The sequence below is a fragment of the Micromonospora sp. WMMD730 genome (assembly GCF_049178955.1).
Classification (GTDB): domain Bacteria; phylum Actinomycetota; class Actinomycetes; order Mycobacteriales; family Micromonosporaceae; genus Micromonospora; species Micromonospora wenchangensis.
In genome coordinates this window covers 1,125,850-1,146,061 of the sequence record NZ_JBMHML010000002.1, presented here as the reverse complement: position 1 = coordinate 1,146,061, position 20,212 = coordinate 1,125,850, and the positions used below count along the sequence as shown (strand labels likewise).

Below are 20,212 nucleotides of genomic sequence, written 5' to 3'. Positions count from 1 at the left end.
GCCGAGCCTGGGCCGTTCTCGTACCCGAATGTCGGACGGTGGTGCCAGCCTCCGGACCCATGAAGCCGCTCATGATGCACCGCACCACCTTCAGCCCCCACTATGGCCACTTTGTCCTGCGGGACGTGTGGTGTGATGCCGGCGACGAAGGCGAGTCACTCCAGGACGCGGAGGACCAGGTAGCCGGCGCGTCCACGTACGAAATCTGCGTTCGAGTTCTCTCGGACGCATCGAAGGTGGGCCTTGAACTCCGGACGTGGGCCAGTGAGCCCGCGCCGGACAGCGGCCCGTGGGACGAATCTCGACAGCTTGAGCTGCACTGCCCGACCGGAGAGCTGGTCGTCGAGGTGATCACCTCCGGAGCAGCAATGGAGGTCACCCCTTCGCAGGGAGCCGGCGTCTACGGGGTTCGGGTCCACCGCAGGCGGGCCGACACCCAGGAGTTCCTCATCGAGCTGTGGTGGCGGACCCCGCTGCCGCAAGCCGACGATGACGAGGACTTCTACGGCGACGTGTGGTCCTGACCAGGTCAGGACCACACGTAGGTGTCTTCGATCTCGTGGCGGCTGCCGGGCATGACCAACACCGATGCCATGATCGGGTCACCCGACGCCCGCCGCACCAGACGACGGCTGCCCATATGTCTGCGGTCGGCAGCTGTGTGGTACCGCTACCGTGACTGCCGTGACGACCTATGAGTCGGGTGAAACGGTCATGGACCTCCTGGTTGCCGACACTCTGCTTGCCGGCGCTGCTGTCGCCCTGATCGGGTGCGCTGCTTGGGTGGTTGTTCGCAGCCGGCGCACGCCAACGGTTCAGCTGCTCGGGCGGACCCTGCGTTACCCCCGCGTGTGGGCCGCAGGGGCGGCGTGCATTGGCTTCTACGCTCTCCTGGGGGTAGGGAATCTCACGGAGGTCACGCCCAGCGCTTGGCGCGCTCAGGGCCGGTGGATCGGTGCGGGGTTGTTGCTGGCCGCATCGGTCCTCATGGCCACCTACTGGTTCCTTGAGTATCGCGCCACGCGTCGGACTGGTCGTGACCGATAGGTTGGGCCGTGACGAGCGCCAGCGTGGCCGCTCGTCGTCGATGCCGGGGCGCTCGACTGTTGCGCCGCTTCGCGGCTTGCCCGTTCGCCGTCGACCAGGACGGCTAGCCGGGTGCGACCTCGCGCTCGGCCGCCTCCAGCCAGCGCCGGTACCAACGGGCGAAGCCCAGCGGTGTCCCGTCGTCGTCGTACAGCGGCCGGAACCCACCGCCCTCGGCGATGTCGTCCGCCCACATCTGTCCCCGGGCGGGACCGCTGACGACGAGTGCCTCCCGTAACGCGCAGCCGAGATGGCACAGGTAGAGCAGGCCGACCGAGTTCTCCGGCGTGTAGACGACCTGCTCGTACCGCTCCCAGTGGGCGTCCTGCGCGGCGGTGAACGCCTCGGGGGAGTCGTAGTCGTCCTCCTCGGGTTCGGCGGGTAGGCCGTCGGCCGGGTTGAACGCCTCGACGTGGGCGAAGGGACGCCCGAGCGCCGCCAGTGTGGTGAGGTCCGCGCCGTCGCCCTCCCACTGCCACCGTCCGTCGCGCCGGCGCATCGGGAACAGCCCGTAGGCCGGCCCCGCGCCGCCCCGACCCGCCTCCCGCAGGAACGACAGGTACTCGGCGGGCAGCTCCACCCGCAACTGCTCCCCCACCTCGGCCAACTCCTCGGCGGTCAGTGGTGGTTCGAGCTCCCACCCGTGGTCGCCGGCACCGAACACCGCACCGGAGTCCGGCGTCGCGGCCAACCGGGCGAGCCGTCCACGGATGTCCGACCAGTCGGTGCGCGTCACGCCCGGCACGATACAAGCACGTCGGGAGGCGGCCACCCGACGGACCGGAGCCCGGCACGAGGTCCGCGCCCACGGGGTACGCACCGCCCACGCCGCCCGGACCGGGGCACCCGGCCGCCCCGTCGCCGGTCAGAGCAGGCGGCCGGAGCGGTCGCGGGCGACGATGCCGTCGAGTCGTACGCCGGGGGTGAGGTCGACCGGATCGAACCAGAAGATCACCAGTTCCGGGTCGGTGCTCCACCGGGCCAGCCGGGCGTCGACCTGCCGGCCCCCGGCGGTGCCGACGATCCGGCTCGCCGGCCCGACGAAGTAGCCGAACGTCGGCACCGGTGGGCGGTCGTCCGAGGGGGTCGCGTCGTCGTACCCGATCTCGTGGAAGCCCGGTCGCCGGTCGCTGCCCCGCACGTCGTTGAGGACGATGTCGTCGGTCAGTTCGCCGGCGGGGGTACGGCGGCCGGCCATCAACCCGACCCGCACCCGGGGCGCCTCGGGCACGTCGACCGCCACCAGGTAGTACACCCGCTGCTCGACGCCGTACCGGATGCCGGTGTCGATCACCTCGCCGATCGGCTTCCGGGGCGGCTCCCACCGGGTGGGTCCGGGGGTCGGCGACGCGGTCGCCGGGGGCGTCGCGTCGGGCACGGTGGCGGCGCGGGCGGGTGGGCGGTCCGCCGCCGGCGGCCCGGCCCACCGCACGCCGAGTCCGACGCCGCCGGCCACCAGCACGGTGGCCAGCGCCGTCGCGCCCGCGCCGACGAGCCGGCGGCGTCGGCGCAGCCGCCGGCCGTCCCGCATGATCACGGTCAGGTCGAGATCCTCGGGGTACGGCCGTTCGGTCGCCCGCATCGCCCGGCGCAACTGCTCCAGCTCGGTCATCGGCCGGTCCCCTGGGCCGCCGGGATCCCGGTGGCGCGCAGCTTCTGCAACGCCCGGGAACCGGTGCTCTTCACCGTGCCGAGCGATACCCCCAGTTCGCGGGCCACCTGCGCCTCCGGTAGGTCGAAGTAGTAGCGGAGCACCACGATGGCCCGCTCGCGGGCGCTGAGCGCGCCGAGGATGTCGAGCAGCCAGCGGCGGGTGGCCACGTCGTCGGCGACGTCGCCCCGCCGCTGCTCGGGCAGGTCGTCGGTGGGGTACTCCCGGATCGGCCGCCGCCACCCGTCGACGAGGTGGTTGACCAGCACCGTGCGGGCGTACCCGTAGGCGTCCTGGTCGCGGATCCGCGACCAGGACGCGTACGTGCGGACCAGGGCGGTCTGCGCGGCGTCCTCGGCCTGGTGGTGGTTGCCGGTCATCAGGAACGCGGCGTGTCTGAGCCGCCCGGAGGCGGACCGGGCGAACTCGACGAACTCGGCGTCACCCCGGGCCATGCCCGCTCTTCCCCATTGCCACGCCGGACAGGACGGGCGGGGGCACCGAAAGGTTGAGTCCCGACGGGATCAACTGTTCCGGCGGGCCGCCCGTCCTTCCCGCTGCCCGACGCCGCCCGGCGGCGGGCGGAGGAGGCACCATGGCGACGAAGGGTAGCGCCCGGCGCGGACGGCCGGTGACGGCGCTGCTGATGGCGGCCTGGCTGAGCGGCTGCGGGATGCCGGCGGCGGCACCGCCCTCCCCGGCCGGGTCGACGGCGACACCCGCCCCGGCGGGGTCCGACCGGGCGGACGGGTCCGCCCAACCGGTCGGATCGGTCGCCGGGACGCCCGCCCGGTCCGGGCCCGCCCCGGTCGGCTACCCGGCGGACGGGACCAACCGCTGGCAGGTCGCGGCCGGCGAACCGGCGGCACCCCGGGGCACCGGCCGGTTGCTGCGGTACCGGGTGGCGGTGGAGCGCGACATCCGGGGGCTGCCGGTGGCGGAGTTCGCCGCCGAGGTCAGCGCGACGTTGACCGCCCCGCAGGGGTGGACCACGGGCGGGACGCTGCGGCTGTGGCGGGTCGGCCCCGGCGGGCCGGCCGACTTCACCGTCCACCTGGCCACCCCGGGCACCCGCGACGAGCTGTGCGGGGACGCGGCGGACGGGTACACCTCGTGCCGCAACGGCGACCGGGTGGTGATCAACGTGGCCCGCTGGGTGAAGGGGGTGCCGGGGTACGGCGCGGACCTGGCCGTCTACCGGCGGTACGTGGTCAACCACGAGGTCGGGCACCGGCTCGGCCACGGCCACGAGCGGTGCCCGGGGCGGGGCCGGCCGGCCCCGGTGATGCAGCAGCAGACGCTGGGCCTGCACGGGTGCACCGCCAACGCCTCGCCGTACCGGGACGGTAGGCGCTACTCCGGGCCGCCCGGCGCGTACGCCGACCGGGTCCCCCCACCCGAGCCGGGCCGCCGGGCCTGACGGCCGCCGGGCCGCACCCCGCGGCTGCGCCAGGGCTGCGACGGACCCCGGGAGGCGTCGGAGCGAGGGCGCAGCGGCCGGACCGGCCGGGGGCGGCGGGGGCTGCGTACCATGCGGGACCGGGCATCCCCTCGTCCGGTGGAGGTAGCGACGGATGGCAGGCCAGCAGGACGGATACGCCCTCGGCGTCGACCTGGGCACGTCCAACACGGTGGCCGTGCTGCGCTGGCCGGACGGGCGGACCCGACCGCTGCTGGTCGACGGGCAGCCGATCCTCCCCTCCGGGGTCTACGCCGACACCGAGGGCCGGTTGCACGTCGGCCGGGACGCCCAGCGGCTGGCCCAGGCGGACCCGACCCGGTACGAGCCGAACCCGAAACGCCGGGTGGACGAGCCGACGGTCCTCCTCGGCGACCGGTCGTACGCCCCGGCGGAGCTGCTCGCCGCGACCCTGTGGACGGTCGCCGAACAGGCGGTGGCGACGGTGGGGTTCCTGCCCCCGGCGGTGCTCACCTATCCTGCCGCCTGGGAGGCTCCCCGGCGGCAGGTGCTGCACGACGCGTTGGCGCTGGCCGGTTGGCCGTCGGCCGCCGAGCACACCATGTCCGGTCCGGTGCCGGTGGGCACCCGGCTGCTGCGGGAACCGGTGGCGGCGGCCCGCTACTACACGGAGGTGCTGCGGCGGCCGGTGCCGGTGGGCGAGTCGGTGGCGGTGTTCGACTTCGGCGGCGGCACCCTGGACGTGGCGGTCGTCCGTAACGAGGGCGCCGACCCGTGGGGCGACTCGGGTTTCACGGTGATCGCCACCGGCGGGATGGCCGATCTCGGCGGGCTGGACCTCGACGCGGCCCTGCTCGCCCGGGTCGGCGAGCTGGTCGGTGACGGGCAGGCGGCGCTCTGGGCCCGGCTGACCCGACCGGAGACGACCGGGCAGTGGCGGGACCGGCAGCAGCTCTGGGACAACGTGCGCGGCGCGAAGGAGATGCTGTCCCGGGTCGCCGTGGCCCCGGTCGCGGTGCCCGGCCTGGAGACCGCCGTCCCGCTCGGCCGGGCCGAGCTGGAGCAGCTCGCGACTCCCCTGCTGACCCGGGCGGTCGCCCGGACCCGGGAGGTGGTCGCCGAGGCGGGCCTCACCCCGGACCGGCTGGCCGGGTTGTTCCTCGTCGGCGGCTCGTCCCGGGTGCCGCTGGTGGCCCGGCTGCTGCACGCCGAGCTGGGGGTCGCGCCGACCGTGCTGGAGCAACCCGAGCTGCCGGTGGCCGAGGGGGCGCTCACCGACCTGCCGCTACCCCGGCCGGGCCGGCGTCCCGGGTCGGCCGGCGCGGCCGGGCCCGCCCCGGCACAGCCGTCGCCCACCCCGGCACAGCCGTCGGCCGAACTGGCACAGGCGTCGCCCGCCCCGGCGCAGGCGTCGGCCACTGCGGCACAGGCGTCGGCCGCTGGGACGCACTACGCCGCGCCGGGGGCACCCGACGCCGCGTCCGCCCCGGTCGGTCCGGGTGACGGCCGACCTGCCAACGCGGCCGCCACCCTGCCGGGGGGCGCAGCGCCCGCCGGCCCGGGCCACATCCTCCCGTCGGGTCCGGGCCACACCCTCCCGCAGGAACCGAACGCGACCCTGCCGGCGGGACCCGGCGCGACCCTGGTGGCCGGGGCGGGCACTGCGTTCGGTGGGACACCGGTGGTCGGATCAGGCGCGACGCCCGTGCCGACCCCGGGTGGGATGCCGCCGGACGGGACCGTGCCGGGCGGCGTACCGGCCCAGGGCGGGTATCCGACGGGCTGGCCGGGCGTACCACCGGGGGCGGTGCCACCACCGGGGACCGGTGCCGGCCCCTCGACGCCGGTGCGGCGCGGGCGTCGCCGGCTGTGGATCGGGCTCGGTGCGGGGCTGGCGCTGCTCGGCGTGCTCGGCGCGGCGGCCCTCTGGTTCACCCGGGACCGCTACCCGGCGTTGGAGTTCCACACGCTCACCGAGGTGGCCCGGCCCGCCGCCGGTGGGGACCGGCCGACGGCGATGTTCACCGCCGTGCTCGGTGACCGCGCCTACCTGGCCTACGAGCTTTCCGACAACCGGTTGACCGTGGTGGCGGTCGACGCCGGCACCGGGAAGCAGGCATGGCGGAACACGATCGCAGCCGGTAGTGAGCGGTGGAAGGGGGTCCGGGCGGTGCCGGGGGCGGTGCTGGTCGTCGCGGACGCGGCCGGCGACAGCACCCCCCGCGACGTGGTGGTGCTCGACGCCGGCGACGGCAGGGAACGGTGGCGGTTGCCGGTGCAGGGCGACGATGCGGTGCACGTCACCCCGGAGCGGCTGGTCTGGGTGGACCGCGCCGGCAGCCGCCTGGTCGGGCTGCGGCTGCGCGACGGCCGGCAGGAGTGGACCCTGGACAACCCCCGCAGCGAGTACGGCGACACCCGCACCACGGTGCTGCGGGTGGGCACCGCGCAGAGCGTGGTCGGTCCCGCCGGGTTCGACGGCACGTCCGACACCCCCTGGCTCGGCGACGCCGACCGGCTGGTGCAGGTGGGTGCCGACCGGTCGGTGCGGGTGCTCGACATGGACAGCGGCGAGGTGGTGCGTCGCCGCGACGGGGTCGCCGACGTCAGCGACCGGATGGTCGCGTCCGGGGACCGGTTGTACGTGGTGGCGGAGGACCGGGGATACAAGCTGCTCGGTTACGACCTGGGCAGCTTCGCCGAGCCGACGGTGCTCTACAGCGCCGGTGAGCAGCGGCGGGTCACCGCGCTGGTGGCCTGCGGCGAGCACCGGGCCTGCCTGCTGGAGGTGCCGGAGGGCGACGCCGACCGCACGGAGGTGGTCGCGGCCACCGAGGGCAAGGGCAGTCGCCGCTGGGCGGCGCCCGGCGGACAGGGCCTGGTGCCGGTGGGTGAGCACCTGCTCGTACGGCGGGAGCTGCCGAAGACCTCGGTGAGCCTGTTCGACCCGGCCGGGAAGGCGGTGCTGACCGACCGCAAGGGCGTCGCGGCCCGGGTCGACGCCGGCAACCTGCTGGTCTTCGCCGAGACGCCGAGCAGCGTCGAGGACGACCGGAGCCTGGCCGGGGTGTCGAAGTCCGGCGGGCTGACCGAGATGGGGCAGCTGCAGGGCGTCCGCAGCGAGTCGTGCGCGTGGAACACGTCGGTGATCGTCTGCGGGGCGGAGCGGGACTTCGTGCTGTACCGGTTCGCCGGGGACGGCTGAGGGCCGGGGACGGCTGAACGGCCGGACACCACTGCGCCACCGGCTGCCACGGGGGCGGTCGGTGGCGCAGCGGCCCGGGGGGCGGTCGGTGGGTCAGCCGCCGAGGCTGGCGGCGGCCGAGGCGATCGATGCGGCGAACGTGCTGACCTGGGTGTAGACGCCGGGGGCGTTGGGCCGGGCGCAGCCGTCGCCCCAGCTGACGATGCCGACCTGGATCCAGGCGTTGGCGGCGTCGCGGCGGAACATCGGGCCGCCGGAGTCACCCTGGCAGGTGTCGGTGCCACCGCTGGCGTAGCCGGCGCAGATCTCCTCGGCGGGGATCAGCTCGCCGGGGTAGGAGGACGAGCAGCTCGCGTCGCTGACGAACGGCACGGTGGCCTTGAGCAGGTACCGCTGCTGCGCGCCACCCTCCCGGGCGGCACCCCAGCCGGCGACGGTGAAGGTGCCGTTGTCGTACGCGGTGGTGGTGGCGATGGGCAGGGTGGCCTGCGAGGTGACGGGGGTGGCGAGCCGGATGAGCGCCCAGTCCTTGCCGCTGCCGTTGTAGCCGGGGGCCCGGTAGACGTAGTTGGACTTGACCTGGATACGGCTGCTCGACTGGAGGTCGACCGCGCCGAGGGTCGCGGTGATGCTGGTGTTCGTGCCGGTGCGGTTCACGCAGTGGGCGGCGGTGAGCACCAGCCGGGGGCTGTAGAGCGCCCCGCCGCAGCCCATGGAGAGCCGGACCATGAACGGGAACTCGCCCTGCGCGGCCCGGGTGCCGCCGACGACGGACGGGGCCGCGTCGGGGGTGGGCGCGGCGGTGGCCGGGGCGGTCAGGACGAGCGACCCGGCGGTGATCGCCACGATCGTGGCGGCCATCCGGCCGGTGAGACTGCGCCAACGGTTCACGGGGGCCTCCAACCCTCGGCGGCGCGCCTCGTGGGGGCGCCGGTTCGATGGCGGGAGCCTAGAGCGGCGAATCGACGTGAATCAACATCCTGTTGGGGTCATACGATCGCGGCCCGGCGGTGCGGCGCGGCGCGCGGGATCACCCGGCCGGGCGGGGATGAAGCCGGGGCGGCGGGGTATGCCAGCGCCCGGCCTGGAGGAGTCGACCGGTGTCGCGGGCAACCCCGCGACCGGACGCGGGCGGACCGGGTCACCACCCGGCCCGCCCGCCGTACCGGAGGTCGGGTGGCTCAGTTGCCGGTGACGAAGTTCCAGGCGTCCATCACCCACTGGGTCTGCTGCAGGTAGGCGATGCCCACCCCGGCCAGGAAGATCCCGGTCACCAGGTGCGCGCCCCGGGCGCTGCGGCGGACCCGGCCGAGCTGGCGTTCCAGGATGACCCGGCCGAGTAGCCGGGACAGCGCGAACAGGCCGGCCGCCACCAGCAGGCTGAGCAGGAAGGTCAGCAGCGGAGCGCCGAGGTCGCCCCGGCCGGAGATGGCCCAGATGCCCCAGCAGACGAAGGCGAAGAGGGCACCGGCCGCGCTCCACTCGCTACCCCGGCGCAACTGCTCCACGTGCCAGCTCATCGGCCGGCGCGGCGCGGCGGGCTCGGACCAGCCGGACTGGTCGTGCTCGTGCCCGACCACCGGGAACGGCTCGGTGCGCGGAGCCCGGGGCTGCCCCACCGAGGCCACGCCCCGGCGGAACGGTTCCCGCTGCGGTGGCACCCCGACACCGGGCTGGGGTGGCACCTCGACGGTCCGCTCGGCCCACGGCTGTGTCTGGTCTGCCATCTTGTTTCCTCCCCATGACCGGTGCCGGCCGTCGACCGGTCCACCGTCTTCGAGGGTAGCGAGCGGACAAACTGCCGCGCCCGGCCCGGCCCGGCGGAGGCCACCGGACGGTACGGTCGGGACATGGTGGATGCGGAGCGGCGGCGACGCCGGCTACGGCACCAGCCGGAGCCCACGACCGGCGGCGGTGAGCCGCCGACGGCGGCGACGGCCGAGGTGCACGACGGGGCCCCACCGCCACGGGCCCGCCGGGCCCCGGGCGGCGAGGACGGCGAGCGGGGGCTACGCGGGCTGGTCGGTTCCGGCTCGTCGCAGGTCAGCGTCCGGGCGGCGCTACGGGCCCGGGACGCGGCCCGCCCCACCGAGCAGGACCTGGCCGAGGCCGAGGAACGCCTGGTGATCATCCGGCGGAACTGGGTGCCCCGGGAGGACCTGCCCCGTTCGGGTCGGTGACCGGGCCGGCCGGTGACCGGCCCGGTCGACGGATCGCCGGCAGCAGCCCGGCGCGGGCGGCGGTCAGGACAGGTCGGCGGGGGCGGGCAGCTCGGGCAGCTCGCGGGTGCGCTCGTACTCGGCCACCTGGGCGATCCGCCGGGCGTGCCGCTCGTTGCCCGAGAACGGGGTGGTAAGGAACGCCTCGACGATGGCGGCGGCCTCGTCGAGGGTGTGCTGGCGGGCACCGACGGCCACCACGTTGGCGTCGTTGTGCTGCCGGCCGAGCTGGGCGGTCTCGATGCTCCAGGCCAGCGCCGCCCGGACGCCGGCGACCTTGTTGGCGGCGATCTGCTCGCCGTTGCCGGAGCCGCCGATGACCACGCCCAGGCTGCCCGGGTCGGCCACCACCCGGTCGCCGGTGTGCAGGCAGAAGGTCGGGTAGTCGTCGTCGGGGTCGAAGGCGTGCGGGCCGACGTCGACCAGCTCGTAGCCCTGCTTGGCCAGGTGATTGGCCAGGTGCACCTTCAACTCGAAACCGGCGTGATCGGATCCCAGGTAGACGCGCATACCGGGCAGTCTGTCAGGGCCGCGCCCCGGCCCGCCGTGGGGGCGGCGTGCCGGGGCGGATTCGTCACAGGATCTAGCGGGGCAGCTCGGCGACGACCAGGCCGCCGCGCGCCTTCGGGGTGAACCAGGTGCTCTTGCGGGGCATCTTCTCCCGGGCCAGGTTCACCGCGACGAAGTCGTCCACCGTCACCGGGGCGATCAGGACGGCGAGCTCGGCCCGGCCGGCGTCGACCTCGCCGGTGAGCCAGCTCGCCGGGTAGTCGCCGCCGACGTAGGTGATCCGCTTGTCGCCCGGGTCGAGGCCGAGCGCGTCGCGCAGCAGCAGCCGCTCCACCAGGGCGTGGTCGAGGTTCTCCAGGCGGGCGGCGTCCGCGTCGTGCGGCATGGTCACCGCGTACCCCTGGCCGGCGAGCCGCAGGTGCACGGTGCCGCCGGCCGCCGGGACCTCGACCGGGCCGTCGACCGGGCTGATCCGCGCGCCCGCGGCGCGCAGCCGGTCGAGCAGCTCGTCGGGGGTGCAGGGCAGCTCGCTGACCAGCCGGTTGTAGGGCTGGATGGCGACCGACGCGGGGGTGGTGACCACCGCGAGGAAGCGCGGGAAACCGCCGGTCTGCGCGGCCAGGCTGCGGTGGTTGCCGTCGGCCACCACCAGTTCGCCGCCGCCGGCCAACGCGGTCAGCGCGTCCTGCTCGGGGCCGGGGCCGAGCAGCCAGATGGCGTGCGTGCGGCCGGCCTGGTCGGTGTCGGTGGCGGCCGGCGCGCCCGCCGTGTCGGTCGCCGTCGCGAGCGCGGCGTGCAGCTCGTCACCGCGCCCGGTCTGGAGCAGGAGTACGGGGGAGAGCAGGTGCCCCAGCGCCTCGGCCAGGGCGACCCGCTCCCGCACCTTGGCGATGAAGACGTCCTCGTTGCGGATCACCAGGCCGGGCTCGTCGGCGCTGGTGGAGATCTGGTCGGTGTCGACCATGGCGAACAGCCCGTACGCCGGCTCCTCCCCCGGCGCGCTGATCCGGTAGAGGACCACCACCTGCTCGGCGGGGGTGTAGCTGCCGTCGGCCTTGGCCTCGGTGAGCCGGGCCACCGCGTCGCCGAGCGCGTCGGAGAAGGACTTCCCCAGGCTCTCCGGCGCCCGGTGGGGCATCTCGATGCCGAGGGCACTGTGCGGGTTCGCCTCGATGATCGCGGTGATCTCCGCGTCGTCGGCGAACTCGTCGTAGTTCTGCGCGCCGGTGCCGCCAGTGGTGATCCAGGCCCGGGCGATCGGATGCACGACCGTCATGGGGGTTGACGCTACCGGCGACGACGGCCCGCGCGACGCCGACCCCGCGCCGGGTCCACCAGATGAACCGTCCCCCGGCGGGGCCCGATCGGGCCGGACCCCACCGGGGTGGCGGTCAGTCGAAGATCGGGCCCAGCTCGCGGGACCGCTTCAGCTCGTAGAAGCCGGGGGTGCCGGCGACCAGCAGGACGCCGTCCCAGAGCCGGCCGGCGGCCTCACCCTTGGGCGACGGGGTGATGACCGGGCCGAAGAAGGCGATCTTCTCGCCGTCCGGGCCGGGGGCGTGCACCACGGGGGTGCCGACGTCGGTGCCCACCGGGCGCATCCCGGCCTCGTGGCTGGCCCGCAGCGCCTCGTCGTACTCGGTGGAGTCGGCGGCGTCGGCGAACGACGGGTCCAGCCCGACGTCGGCCAGCGCCGCGGTGATCATCTCCCGACCCAGCGGCTCCTTGCCGAGGTGGATGCGGGTGCCCATGGCGGTGTAGAGCTTCGCCAGCGTCGCGCCGCCGTGCGCCTGCTCCACGGCGATGCAGACCCGCACCGGCCCCCAGCCCAGCTTCATCATCTCCTGGTACTGCTCGGGCAGCTCCCGGCCCTCGTTGAGGACGGAGAGACTCATCACGTGGTAACTGATGTCCACATCCCGGACCTGCTCGACCTCCAGGAGCCAACGGGAGGTGATCCAGGCCCACGGGCACAGCGGGTCGAACCACATGTCGACGGCGACACGTTCGGTCACGGTGGAGTCCCTTCGTGACGTCAGACACGCCGGCGGACCCGGCGCGGTTTCCCTCGATCCTCACCCCCCACGGCATCGATCGGTAGCGGAATGAGAGCGTGACGTCGACCACCGCAGGGCCGGTGCATGGAAGACTCGGCTCGGGTCGCCGCCACGAGCGGCCGGCAGGGGCTGGCGCAGCCGGAAGGCGGCGAGAGTGGGATGGAGACGAAAGTGCCAGGAGTGCGCAACCTGACCCAGGTCGAGGCCACCGAGCGGGCCCGCCTGCTGGAGGTCACCGGGTACGACATCAACCTCGACCTGTCAACGGCGGTGCAGGCCGAGGGCCGCACGTTCCGGTCGGTGACCGAGGTCAGGTTCCGCTGTGCCGAACCCGGTGCCGGCACCTTCATCGAGACGGCCGCCGAGTCGGTGCGCGCGGCCACGCTCAACGGCGAGCCGGTGGACCTCGCCGGCTGGTCGGCCGAGAAGGGCCTGGCGCTGACCGGGCTGGCCGCCGAGAACGTGCTCGTGGTGGACGCCGACTTCGGCTACTCCAACAGCGGTCAGGGCCTGCACCGCACCGTCGACCCGGTAGACGGCGAGACGTACCTCTACAGCCAGTTCGAGACGGCCGACGCGCAGAAGGTCTTCGCCTGCTTCGACCAGCCCGACCTGAAGAGCGTCTACACCTGGCACGCCACCGTCCCGGCGCACTGGCGGGTGGTGTCCAACATGCCCGTCGAGCGGGAGGAACCGGCCGGCGAGGGACTCAAGACCGTCCACTTCGCCACCTCGGCACGGATGAGCACCTACATCACCGCGCTGTGCGCCGGGCCGTACCACGAGGTGCGGGACAGTCACGACGGCATCGACCTGGGCGTCTTCTGCCGGGCCTCGATGGCCCCGCACCTGGACGCCGACGACCTGTTCCTGATCACCAAGCAGGGCTTCGACTTCTTCCACGAGCAGTTCGGGGTGCGGTACCCGCTGCCCAAGTACGACCAGCTCTGGGTGCCCGACTTCAACGCCGGCGCGATGGAGAACTTCGGCTGCGTCACCCACGCCGAGTCGCACTACCTGTTCCGCTCGCAGGTCACCGACTTCGAGTACGAGCAGCGGGCCAACACGATCCTGCACGAGCTGGCCCACATGTGGTTCGGCGACCTGGTCACCATGCGCTGGTGGAACGACCTGTGGCTCAACGAGTCGTTCGCCGAGTGGGCGAGCCACTGGTGCAACACCCACGCCACCCGGTTCTCCGAGGCGTGGACGACGTTCCTGTCGATCCGCAAGAACTGGGGCTACCGGCAGGACCAGCTCTCCTCCACCCACCCGGTCTACTGCGAGATGCCGGACCTGGAGGCGGTCGAGGTCAACTTCGACGGCATCACGTACGCCAAGGGCGCCAGCGTGCTCAAGCAGCTCGTGGCGTACGTCGGTGAGGAGCCGTTCCTGGCGGGGCTGCGGGCGTACTTCGGCAAGCACGCGTGGGGCAACGCCACCTTCGACGACCTGCTGTCGGAGCTGGAGACGGCCTCCGGCCGGGAGTTGCGCAAGTTCGCCGCCCAGTGGCTGGAGACCGCCCAGGTCAACACCCTGCGCCCCGAGGTGACCATCGGCGCCGACGGCGGCTACGAGCGGGTGCTGGTCCGGCAGGAGGCCCCGGCCGGTCACCCGACGCTGCGCACCCACCGCATCGGCGTCGGCCTGTACGACCTGACCGACGGCCGGCTGGTCCGCCGCGAACGCGTCGAGGTGGACGTCACCGGCGAGGTGACCGAGCTGTCGGTGCTGCACGGACGGCCGGCCGCCGACGTGCTGCTGCTCAACGACGACGACCTGACCTACACCAAGCTGCGGCTCGACGAGCGGTCCATGGCGACCGTCGTGCAGCACATCGCCGGCTTCGACTCGTCGCTGGCCCGCGCGCTGTGCTGGACGGCCGCCTGGGACATGGTCCGCGACGCGGAACTGTCCACCCGCGACTACGTCGCGCTGGTGCTGGCCGGGCTGCCCGCCGAGACCGACATCAACCTGGTCACCGCCACCCTGCGGCAGGCCAGCACCGCGCTGATCTTCTACGCCGACCCGGCCTGGGCGCCGACCGGCTGGGCCGAACTGTCCCGCACCGCCCGGGACACGCTGGCGGCGGCCGAGCCGGGCAGCGGCTTCCAGCTCGCCTGGGCCCGCGCGTACGCCTCGGCGGCCCGCGCCGACGAGGACCTGGCGACGCTGCGCGGGTGGCTGGCCGGCACCGACGTGCCGGCGGGCCTCACCATCGACACCGAGCTGCGGTGGACGGTGCTGCAGTCGCTGGTGGCCAAGGGGGCGGCCGGCACCGCCGAGATCGAGGCGGAGCTGGCCGGCGACCGGACGGCCTCCGGCGAGCGGGAGGCCGCCTACGCGCACGCGCTGGTGCCGACCGCGGAGAACAAGGCGACGGTGTGGTCCCTGCTGACCGGCCCGGACGCGCTGCCGAACTGGCGTAACCGGGCGCTGTTGCAGGGCCTCACCCACCCGACGCAGGTCGCGCTGACCGCGCCGTACCGGGAGCGGTACTTCGCCACGGTGGCGCAGGTGTGGGCGCAGCGTGACAGCGAGCCGGCGCAGGAGTTCGTGCAGCTTGCGTACCCGGCGTACCTGGTCGAGGAGGAGACGGTGGCGGCGACCGACGCGTGGCTGGCCGGCGACGGCCAGCCGGCGCCGCTGCGCCGGCTGGTGGCCGAGGGACGCGACGGGGTGGTCCGGGCGCTGAAGGCCCGCGCGCGGGACGCCCGCAGCAGCTGACGTCGAGGTGGCACGGCCCGGGGCCGGCGCGGGTGCGAGCCCACGCCGGCCCCGGTCGTTCCGCGGTGCCGGCCTGGCACGGGCAGTACCGGTACGCGCCACCCGGGACGGGACTCCATGGACGCGACGGAGCCCGGTCCGCGTGGTGCGGGCCGGGCTCCGGAGTGTTCGGGACGTGCGGGTGGGGCTCAGGCCCGACCGGCGTGGCTGGCGAGCTGGTCGAGGCCCTGGATGATGCCGCCGGCCAGGTCGCCGCCGCCGAAGGACGCCACCATGGACAGCGCGGCCAGCTTGACGTACGTGTCGGGGATGCGCTTGCGGGCGTACCGGCCGGTGACGACCTCCAGCTGGCGCTGGTTGGGCGACACGGCGATCAGCACCGACCTGTCCGGCTCGGCGAGCTGGCGGTGCAGCCGCTCGGCGTGCTCCCGGACCGGCTCGTCGAGGCCGCCGACGTAGACCGAGAAGACCAGGCCGCTGCCCTGGTCGGCCAGGCGCAGCGCCTCGTCGATGCGCAGCAGTTGCCGGGTCGAGAACGGCCCGTCCAGCACCTCGGGCGGGGTGCCCGTGCCGGCCTGGTCGACCTGCTCACCAACGGTCACTTGCGCCTCCGGTTCCACCGGCCGGCGCCTCGATGCCGGCCTGCTGCTGCTTGTGGCTGGTCAGCGCCGGCGCCTGGGCACCGGCGGCCAGGGCGGTGCCGGCCGAGTCGGCCAACTGCTCCGGGCGGCCCAGGAACCAGACCGGCGTGAAGTCGAAGCGTCGGCCCGGCCGGTAGCGCTTGGCGCCGCCGCCGCTGCCGTGGTTGGCGGCGAATACCAGCCCGACGATCACCAGCACCACCGCCGCCGGGATGCCGACGAAGATCAGCAACGTGTCAGTGACAGACAATCCCAACGCCCCCAGGCGGTAAGAGAGACCAGAGCTTCCGGGTCGGGTGGACGATCGTGACACCGGCTCCCGACTCCGCTGCCATTCACGTTAGCGGAGCCGACGCCCCGCGAGCCTGCGGGGTGCCGATCCCGCCTGTCACTCAAGTGTTCCAGCGGCCCTGCGGCGGGGACGAGTCGGGTCACCCGGTCCCATCCTGCCGGTTCGGTATCCGATCGCGCCGGGACGACACGACCGGCACGGGTGTGGCGTCCGCCCCATATTCCGCTGACATGACCCGGCCGGGATTGCCGGTCTCGACGCCGGGACCCGGAGGATGGCCCGTACCGATCGGACGTTCTCGATCGATTCCGGTCCACCCACCCGCAGGGAGCCCCCGTGCAACCCGTGCCCGCCCTCCACCCCCACCCCACCCGGTCCCGCCGGCCCTGGCCCCGGCTGGTCACCCGTCCGCTGCTCGCGCTCGCCCTGGTCGGCGGCAGCGCGCTCGCCGCACCCTCGGCGAGCGCCGCGCCCGTCGACGGCCGGACGGTCGCGGCGGTCGCCGCCAACCCGTACGAGCGGGGCCCCGCCCCGACGACCGCCAGCATCGAGGCCACCCGGGGGCCGTTCGCCATCGCCCAGAGCACCGTCGCGGCGTCCGCCGTGAGCGGGTTCCGGGGTGGCACGATCTACTACCCGACCAGCACCGCCGAGGGCACCTTCGGCGCGGTGGCGATCTCCCCCGGGTACACCGCCAGCCAGTCCAGCGTCGCCTGGCTCGGCCCCCGGCTGGCCTCGCAGGGCTTCGTGGTCATCACCATCGACACCCTCTCCGTGTACGACCAGCCGGCCTCCCGGGGCACCCAACTGCTGGCCGCGTTGGACTACCTGACCGGCAGCAGCGCGGTGCGGACCCGGATCGACCGCACCCGGCTCGCGGTGATGGGGCACTCGATGGGCGGCGGTGGCAGCCTGTCGGCGGCGAACACCCGGCCCGCGTTGCAGGCCGCCATCCCGCTGACCGGCTGGCACACCGTCAAGAACTGGTCGTCGGTACGGGTGCCGACGCTGGTGATCGGCGCGGAGAACGACTCGACCGCCCCAGTGGCCTCGCACTCGGAGCCGTTCTACACCAGCCTGCCGGCGAGCCTGGACAAGGCGTACCTGGAGTTGAACGCGGCCGGTCACTCCGCGCCTACCTCGCCGAACGTCACCGTGGCGAAGTACAGCATCTCCTGGCTGAAGCGGTTCGTCGACGACGACACCCGCTACGAGCAGTTCCTCTGCCCGGCACCCCGGGGCAGCGCCATCGAGGAGTACCGGGACACCTGCCCGCACTCCTGACCGCGTACCGGCCGGTCCCGTCGCCCCGCCCGGCGGCGGGGCCGGCCACCCGTGGACCGGGCAGCGTGCCGGGGCGTCACCCACCGCAGGCGCTCACCGCCGGGGTCACATCGCGGTGCGGGCCGACCACAGCTCGGGGAAGACCACCCGGGACATGCTGCGCTGCAACCAGGCCAGCCCGGCCGAGCCGCCGCTGCCCACCTTGGCGCCCATGGTGCGCTGCACGGCCTTGACGTGGTTCCAGCGCCAGTCGCCGAACTGCTCGGCCACGTCGGCCAGCGCGTCGCCGAGCTGCCGCAGGTGGTTGTCCGGCCCGTCGTCGTCGTAGACCGCCACCCAGGCCGCCTCGACCCGGGGGTGCGGCAGGTGCTCGTCGGCGACGTCCCGGTCCCGCAGCTCGGCGGGCAGTTCGTGCCCGTGCCGGCCGAGCAGGGCGACCACGTCGTCCCAGAGGCTCGGCGTGGCCAGCGCGGCGCGCAGGTCGTCGTACACCCCGGGTTGGCGGCGGAAGGGGCGGATCAACGCCGGGTCGCGCAGCCCGAGCAGGAACTCCAGCTGGCGGTACATCGCGGACTGGAAGCCGGAGCCCTCGCCGAGCAGGTTGCGGAACCGGTTGAAGTCGGCCGGGGTCATCCAGCGCAACCCGCGCCAGGCGGCGTTGAGCCCCTCCAGGTGCAGGGCGGCCCGGCGCAGCGGGGCGAGCGCCGCCCACACCCGGTCGGCCCGCAGGTCACGCTGGGCCTGGCGCAGCTCGTGGCAGGTCAGCCCGAAGTACAGCTCCATGATCTGGCTGACCATCAGGAAGGACATCTCACCCGGGTCGCTGCTCAGCGGCTGTTGGAGGGTGTGCAGGGTGCTGGCGTGCACGTACGCGTCGTAGGGCGTCCGGTCGGCGAAATCCAGGGTGGGCTCACCGCCGTTGCGGGCGGCGCGGGCCCGCCGCTGCTGCGGGGTGGACGGGCGTACGACCGGGTTCGGGGCGTACGCCCGCTGGTCCGTCTGTTCCACCGTCTCGCCTCCTCCGGTTCGGCTGTCCGAACATGATCTCCCGTCACGTACCCGTGGCGGAATGCCGCTTCGATGGAGCTGAGCGGCTCTCACTTCACGAACGAAAGGCACTTCGGCCGATCGGCCTGCCGAAGATAAGGTCGGTACGTGGACGAGATGGACTGGGCCCTGCTGCGCGAGTTGCAGGCCGACGCGCGGCTGTCGTACAGCGAGCTGTCCCGGCGGGTGCACCTGTCCCCGCCGGCGGTCGCCGAACGGGTCCGCCGGCTGGAGGAGTCCGGGGTGATCACCGGCTACCACGCGCACGTCGACCTGGCCCGCGCCGGCCGTGGAGTGGTGGCGCTGATCCGGATGTCCTGTTACGGCCCACGGTGCATCCTGCACGACCCGAACGTCGTCGACTGGCCGGAGATCCAGGAGATCCACCGGATCACCGGGGACGCGTGCAGCATGCTCAAGGTCGCCGCCGGCTCGATCGGGCAGTTCGAGGCGGTGATCGACCGGCTCGCCCCGTACGGGCAGCCGTCCAGCACGATGGTGCTCTCCAGCCCGTTGCAGTGGCATCCGGTCACCCCGCTGCCACCCGCCTGACCCCGGGCGGACCCGAGTCCGGGTTTGCCCCCGGGCCAGCGGGAATGCAGCCCCGCACACCCGTCGCAGGATTCCGGCGAACTGTCGCCGGGAGGGGGGAATCATGCGGGGGCTCACTCTGCACCGTCGTGCCGTCCACGCCGTACTGGCGATGCTCACCCTGGTCGGGGTGTTCGTCCTGGCCGCGGCCACCCCGGCGCGCGCCGGGGAGAACACCTTCGTCGAGGTCACGCCGAACACCGCGCAGGCCGGCACCCGGGTCAACGTCCGGGCGAGTTGCGACAACGCCAACAACCAGCAGGCCACCGTGCACTCGGACGCCTTCGGGCGGGTGGTGCTGCGGCCCGACAACGGCTTCCTCACCGGTGCGGTCACCGTCCCGGGCAACAAGCAGCCCGGGGACTACCCGGTCGACCTGCGGTGCGCCAACGGCAACACCGCCTCGACCATGCTGACCGTGCTGAACATGGCCCAGCCGAGCAAGGGCCCGGCGACCGGCGGCGGCGGGACGGCGGGTGACCGGGGCAGCGGTTCGCTGCTGCTGGTCGGTGGCCTGGCCGTGGTGGCCGTGGCGGCCGGGCTCGGCGTCTTCGGCGGCAACCGCCGACGGCCCCGGCCCGGTGCCTGACCGCCTGTCGCCATGGCCCGTACCCGTTCGCGGCCGGCCGGCCACCGGCTGCGGGCGGCGGCCCGGCGCACCGTCCGGGTCGCCGCCGGCAGCCGGCGCGCCGCCCACCGGATCGCCGCCCGCACCCGCCGCGCCGCCCGGCGTTTCCGCCGGGTCGCCGGCCAGGCCTTCTCCGCCAGCGTGACCACCGCCGACCCGGTCACCCAGGCCCGTCCGGTACGCCCGGTGCCCCGGGTCCCGGCGTTCGGCGGCCGGTTCGCCGGGTCCGGGCCGGGCCTGCCGGTGCTGGCGATCGCCGCGGTGATGCTGCTGATCGTGGCGATGCTCGGGGTGGAGCGGGTCACCGGGCTCAACGTCCTGCCGGACCGGTTCGTCGCCGGCCTGCGCCCGCCACCGAAGCGGTTCCCGGTGCTGGCGGGCAGCCCGCCGACCCAGATCGCCATCTCCCGGATCGACGTGCGGGCCCCGGTGCACCAGGTCGGCATCGCCCCGGACGGCAGCATCGACGTCCCGGCCGCCGCCCGCGCCCAGGAGGCCGGCTGGTACGACCAGGGCCCCACTCCCGGCCAGTACGGCCCGGCGGTGATCGTCGGGCACGTGGACACCACCACCGGCCCGGCGGTCTTCCACGGGCTGCGGGAACTGCGTGACGGCGACGAGATCGAGGTGACCCGGGCCGATCACCGGGTGGCCGTCTTCGAGGTCGACCAGGTGCAGCGGTACGGCAAGGAACGGTTGCCGGTAGACGAGATCTTCGGCGACTTCAGCCGCCCCAACCTGCGGTTGATCACCTGCGGCGGGCGCTGGGTCGGCGGCGGGACCGGCTACGCCGACAACGTCGTCGTGTACGCCACCCTGGTCCGGGCCCGCTGACCCGCGGTCGTTCCGGCCGC

General features: G+C 74.1%; 20 protein-coding genes. 9 read left to right on the top strand and 11 right to left on the bottom strand.

Annotation, left to right across the window (positions count from 1 at the left end; all coding sequences use genetic code 11):
* The first annotated feature begins 59 nt into the window (after positions 1 to 59).
* The gene (locus tag ACN265_RS05280; protein WP_421406226.1) at positions 60 to 524 is read left to right on the top strand and encodes a hypothetical protein; all 465 of its coding nucleotides are present in this window, start codon (positions 60 to 62) and stop codon (positions 522 to 524) included.
* A gap of 626 nt (positions 525 to 1,150) precedes the next feature.
* Here the strand turns inward: ACN265_RS05280 and ACN265_RS05275 are convergent.
* The 3 genes from ACN265_RS05275 to ACN265_RS05265 form a co-directional block, all read right to left on the bottom strand.
* Positions 1,151 to 1,822: an SMI1/KNR4 family protein gene (locus ACN265_RS05275; protein WP_420115836.1), complete on the bottom strand. Its 672-nt coding sequence runs from the start codon at positions 1,820 to 1,822 to the stop codon at positions 1,151 to 1,153.
* A gap of 129 nt (positions 1,823 to 1,951) precedes the next feature.
* A complete protein-coding gene (locus ACN265_RS05270; protein ID WP_421406225.1) occupies positions 1,952 to 2,698 on the bottom strand; it encodes a hypothetical protein in 747 nt (248 codons plus the stop codon).
* Entirely contained in the window at positions 2,695 to 3,192 is a 498-nt protein-coding gene (locus ACN265_RS05265; protein WP_204928032.1) for a SigE family RNA polymerase sigma factor, read from the bottom strand. The genes ACN265_RS05270 and ACN265_RS05265 overlap by 4 nt, the downstream gene beginning before the upstream one ends.
* 140 nt (positions 3,193 to 3,332) lie before the next feature.
* On the opposite strand from ACN265_RS05265, the gene ACN265_RS05260 reads away from it, so the two are divergent.
* Entirely contained in the window at positions 3,333 to 4,157 is an 825-nt protein-coding gene (locus ACN265_RS05260) for a DUF3152 domain-containing protein (RefSeq protein ID WP_421406224.1), read from the top strand.
* Positions 4,158 to 4,311: 154 nt separating this feature from the next.
* Positions 4,312 to 7,362, top strand: a complete 3,051-nt coding sequence (locus ACN265_RS05255) for an Hsp70 family protein (protein ID WP_421406222.1) — start codon at positions 4,312 to 4,314, stop codon at positions 7,360 to 7,362.
* A 93-nt stretch (positions 7,363 to 7,455) separates the two neighbouring features.
* Here ACN265_RS05255 and ACN265_RS05250 read toward each other — a convergent pair whose 3' ends face one another.
* Positions 7,456 to 8,253: a serine protease gene (locus tag ACN265_RS05250; RefSeq protein WP_204928035.1), complete on the bottom strand. Its 798-nt coding sequence runs from the start codon at positions 8,251 to 8,253 to the stop codon at positions 7,456 to 7,458.
* Between the two features lie 290 nt (positions 8,254 to 8,543).
* Positions 8,544 to 9,089 carry a hypothetical protein gene (locus ACN265_RS05245; protein WP_421406221.1) on the bottom strand — a complete coding sequence of 182 codons (546 nt, stop codon included), beginning with the start codon at positions 9,087 to 9,089 and terminating at the stop codon, positions 8,544 to 8,546.
* A 123-nt stretch (positions 9,090 to 9,212) separates the two neighbouring features.
* On the opposite strand from ACN265_RS05245, the gene ACN265_RS05240 reads away from it, so the two are divergent.
* Positions 9,213 to 9,542, top strand: a complete 330-nt coding sequence (locus ACN265_RS05240; RefSeq protein ID WP_204928037.1) for a hypothetical protein — start codon at positions 9,213 to 9,215, stop codon at positions 9,540 to 9,542.
* 63 nt (positions 9,543 to 9,605) lie between these two features.
* Here the strand turns inward: ACN265_RS05240 and ACN265_RS05235 are convergent, their stop codons facing one another.
* From ACN265_RS05235 to ACN265_RS05225, 3 genes are all read right to left on the bottom strand, one after another.
* A complete protein-coding gene (locus ACN265_RS05235; protein WP_088647123.1) occupies positions 9,606 to 10,091 on the bottom strand; it encodes a ribose-5-phosphate isomerase in 486 nt (161 codons plus the stop codon).
* A 73-nt stretch (positions 10,092 to 10,164) separates the two neighbouring features.
* Positions 10,165 to 11,367, bottom strand: a complete 1,203-nt coding sequence (locus ACN265_RS05230) for a DUF1015 family protein (protein ID WP_421406220.1) — start codon at positions 11,365 to 11,367, stop codon at positions 10,165 to 10,167.
* A gap of 115 nt (positions 11,368 to 11,482) precedes the next feature.
* The gene (locus ACN265_RS05225; RefSeq protein ID WP_357928069.1) at positions 11,483 to 12,106 is read right to left on the bottom strand and encodes a DsbA family protein; all 624 of its coding nucleotides are present in this window, start codon (positions 12,104 to 12,106) and stop codon (positions 11,483 to 11,485) included.
* A 222-nt stretch (positions 12,107 to 12,328) separates the two neighbouring features.
* On the opposite strand from ACN265_RS05225, the gene pepN reads away from it, so the two are divergent.
* Positions 12,329 to 14,875 (top strand): aminopeptidase N, encoded by a 2,547-nt coding sequence (gene pepN / locus ACN265_RS05220; RefSeq protein ID WP_421406216.1) that lies wholly within the window; start codon positions 12,329 to 12,331, stop codon positions 14,873 to 14,875.
* A gap of 188 nt (positions 14,876 to 15,063) precedes the next feature.
* Here pepN and ACN265_RS05215 read toward each other — a convergent pair whose 3' ends face one another.
* A complete protein-coding gene (locus ACN265_RS05215) occupies positions 15,064 to 15,477 on the bottom strand; it encodes a DUF5130 family protein (RefSeq protein ID WP_145921345.1) in 414 nt (137 codons plus the stop codon).
* Positions 15,464 to 15,748, bottom strand: coding sequence for a hypothetical protein (locus ACN265_RS05210; RefSeq protein ID WP_088646597.1), 285 nt, complete (start codon positions 15,746 to 15,748; stop codon positions 15,464 to 15,466). Before ACN265_RS05210 ends, ACN265_RS05215 begins: the two co-directional genes overlap by 14 nt.
* 405 nt (positions 15,749 to 16,153) lie before the next feature.
* Here ACN265_RS05210 and ACN265_RS05205 point away from each other — a divergent pair, with 405 nt between their 5' ends.
* Positions 16,154 to 17,092 (top strand): alpha/beta hydrolase, encoded by a 939-nt coding sequence (locus ACN265_RS05205; protein WP_421411380.1) that lies wholly within the window; start codon positions 16,154 to 16,156, stop codon positions 17,090 to 17,092.
* 105 nt (positions 17,093 to 17,197) lie between these two features.
* Here the strand turns inward: ACN265_RS05205 and ACN265_RS05200 are convergent, their stop codons facing one another.
* Positions 17,198 to 18,100, bottom strand: coding sequence for a tryptophan 2,3-dioxygenase (locus ACN265_RS05200; RefSeq protein WP_421406215.1), 903 nt, complete (start codon positions 18,098 to 18,100; stop codon positions 17,198 to 17,200).
* Positions 18,101 to 18,247: 147 nt separating this feature from the next.
* Here ACN265_RS05200 and ACN265_RS05195 point away from each other — a divergent pair, with 147 nt between their 5' ends.
* The 3 genes from ACN265_RS05195 to ACN265_RS05185 all read left to right on the top strand — a co-directional run bounded on the left by ACN265_RS05195 (position 18,248) and on the right by ACN265_RS05185 (position 20,192).
* Entirely contained in the window at positions 18,248 to 18,691 is a 444-nt protein-coding gene (locus ACN265_RS05195; protein ID WP_204928042.1) for an Lrp/AsnC family transcriptional regulator, read from the top strand.
* A gap of 103 nt (positions 18,692 to 18,794) precedes the next feature.
* The gene (locus tag ACN265_RS05190) at positions 18,795 to 19,319 is read left to right on the top strand and encodes a hypothetical protein (protein ID WP_232378786.1); all 525 of its coding nucleotides are present in this window, start codon (positions 18,795 to 18,797) and stop codon (positions 19,317 to 19,319) included.
* Between the two features lie 48 nt (positions 19,320 to 19,367).
* Positions 19,368 to 20,192 carry a class F sortase gene (locus ACN265_RS05185; protein WP_421411378.1) on the top strand — a complete coding sequence of 275 codons (825 nt, stop codon included), beginning with the start codon at positions 19,368 to 19,370 and terminating at the stop codon, positions 20,190 to 20,192.
* Positions 20,193 to 20,212: the final 20 nt, after the last annotated feature.